3 protein-coding genes are annotated in these 1,979 nt (G+C 54.8%); all 3 read left to right on the plus strand.

Annotated elements, in window-relative coordinates:
* The first annotated feature begins 173 nt into the window (after window positions 1–173).
* Complete coding sequence (locus tag G7B67_RS12940; protein WP_166213083.1) at window positions 174–632, plus strand: hypothetical protein; 459 nt, start codon at window positions 174–176, stop codon at window positions 630–632.
* A gap of 73 nt (window positions 633–705) precedes the next feature.
* Window positions 706–1,188 (plus strand): hypothetical protein, encoded by a 483-nt coding sequence (locus G7B67_RS12945; protein WP_166213085.1) that lies wholly within the window; start codon window positions 706–708, stop codon window positions 1,186–1,188.
* An 86-nt stretch (window positions 1,189–1,274) separates the two neighbouring features.
* On the plus strand, window positions 1,275–1,838 hold the full coding sequence (locus G7B67_RS12950; protein WP_166213087.1) for a DUF4259 domain-containing protein: 564 nt from the start codon (window positions 1,275–1,277) through the stop codon (window positions 1,836–1,838).
* The last annotated feature ends 141 nt before the right edge of the window (window positions 1,839–1,979 follow it).

Raw genomic sequence — 1,979 nt, forward strand, 5'->3', positions numbered from 1 at the left:
AGCTTTCACCAACTGATGCAACCAACCCAAGGCTGCTATGCAGTCACGGATAGCCATATAACAATTCATTCAAGCCGAACATGCTTCGTTCCAGCAAAAGGCGGCACTGAAAAGCGTGCCACCTTTTGCCTCCACTTCGCATGTCGGCTTAATTCAGGTGTTAGGCCCCGCATATGAATTTATCGCTGACCCGTAGACCAATACTTGTAGGCGCGCTTGTTGCGCCACTTGGCGGGCCACCCGCACTGTTGCTCTATCAGCTCATCTCCGATTCTATTTCTCAAGGGCGAATCGGGCTGCAATATCTGCCAGCCATCCTGCTGATCTACTTAGTTTTCGGAGTGCCCGTCGCTTATATCTCCATGGCCGTTCTTGGGCTCCCCTATGTCGCTTGGCTTCAGCGCACCGGCCGCCTAACCTGGCTTTCCGTGTGCGGCGGCGCCGCTGCCTTGGGAGCTTTCGCTTTGCCAACTGCCCTATGGCTTCTCAGCAAAACGTCCCAGCCGTCCTTTGAGAATATGATTGGTGGAGGACTCGCGGGCCTTGCCTGCGGCGCTCTATTTTGCGTCGTGACGTGGCCTAACAATTCATTCAAGCCGAACTTGCTTCGTTCCAGCAAACGCGTGGCATAAGAAGCCTGCCACGCGCTTGCCTCCACTACGCAAGTCGGCTTAATTCAGGTGTTAGACGGCGCGGGAGGGTCCGATGTCAAACGCACCACTAAAAGAAGAAGACCAACTCGCCCGCTTTGGTGAAGAACTGAAAGACGGTACTTGGCTCGCTAATGCGCGCCAGCGGTCACAACGACGGAAAAGCGCCTGGAACCTTCTCCTTCCGCTGTTTGGCTTTCCGCTGTGGGGAGTCATTGCCGCTTCGCTTGCATGGCTAGCCTCTTCGTTGCATACCACGCTTTACCCTACTGCTTCCCACCTATTTGGTGCAGGCCCCATGCGCCCGAATACGGCGTTAGTTCTTGTCCCTGCGCTCATCGCGGCGGTTTGTCCGGCCTTACTGCTGACCAACATCGTGGTCTACTTGATTCCTCCCGCTCGCCGAGCGATGGATACGGAAGATCGTGATTACCCTGGCACTGGCTACAACGCTTCTCAACTTGCGTTGCGAAAGGCGGCACTTTGGGCGTTCGCTGTCTGCGTCCCCGTTATTCTGGCCGGGGTCTGCCTTCAGTGAGTCGGGCGCCGTCTAACAATTCATTCAAGCCGAAGCCGCTTCGCGGCTCGGCTTAATTCAGGTGTTAGAGGGCTCAGGGAGAGATTATGGGAGCGTGGTCAACCAAACCATTCGGCAATGACAGTGCCTTAGATTTTGCCGGCGCCATCTCAGATAGTAAATCCCCGTCCGAGGTGAAGATGCTTATCTTGCAGTCGTTTGCCGACTACGCGGTATACAGCGGCAAGCGAGCTCGGGGCGAGAATAAGGTGGTGAGGACAGCCGAGCACGCTGAGTGGATGCTCAGCCAAATAGCGTGGCCCGAGATACTAGGTGTGGGTGATCTGAATGTCATAGAAGCTGTGCGAAGCGGCATTGGCAAGGAAGATATCGATACCGGATCAGCTGAGGCATTCGCTGCTATAGCCGCAGGAACAATCCTTGCGGCTCTTCATCATGGCGACATCAATCGCTTGCCTGAGGATCTGCATCAACCACAAGTTCAAGCGTACCGTCCAAACCTACCTGAACTTGAAGATGCCGTTTCGACGTTGCTGGATATACAGCGCAACAGTGAGCTTTGTCGTGAGTGCGGTTCCGCATGGAAGAAGGGCGTCAAGTTACTAACGCTGGAACTCAAAGCTGCCGTAGCTTTAACGCAAGCCCTCTAACAATTCATTCAAGCCCGAACATGCTTCGTTCCAGCAAAAGGCGGCACTGAAAAGCGTGCCACCTTTTGCCTCCACTACGCATGTCGGCTTAATTCAGGTGTTAGACCCTTGGGCGGAGCCTCTTGCATGGCCCAGAGTGAT

Source organism: Cognatiluteimonas telluris, assembly GCF_011320095.1.
In the GTDB taxonomy this organism is placed as follows: domain Bacteria; phylum Pseudomonadota; class Gammaproteobacteria; order Xanthomonadales; family Xanthomonadaceae; genus Cognatiluteimonas; species Cognatiluteimonas telluris.

What these genes read in the sequence shown, in the direction of transcription:
- G7B67_RS12940 (WP_166213083.1), top strand. Translation starts at nt 174, where the DNA reads ATGAATTTATCGCTGACCCGTAGACCAATACTTGTAGGCGCGCTTGTT.
- G7B67_RS12945 (WP_166213085.1), top strand. Translation starts at nt 706, where the DNA reads ATGTCAAACGCACCACTAAAAGAAGAAGACCAACTCGCCCGCTTTGGT.
- G7B67_RS12950 (WP_166213087.1), top strand. Translation starts at nt 1,275, where the DNA reads ATGGGAGCGTGGTCAACCAAACCATTCGGCAATGACAGTGCCTTAGAT.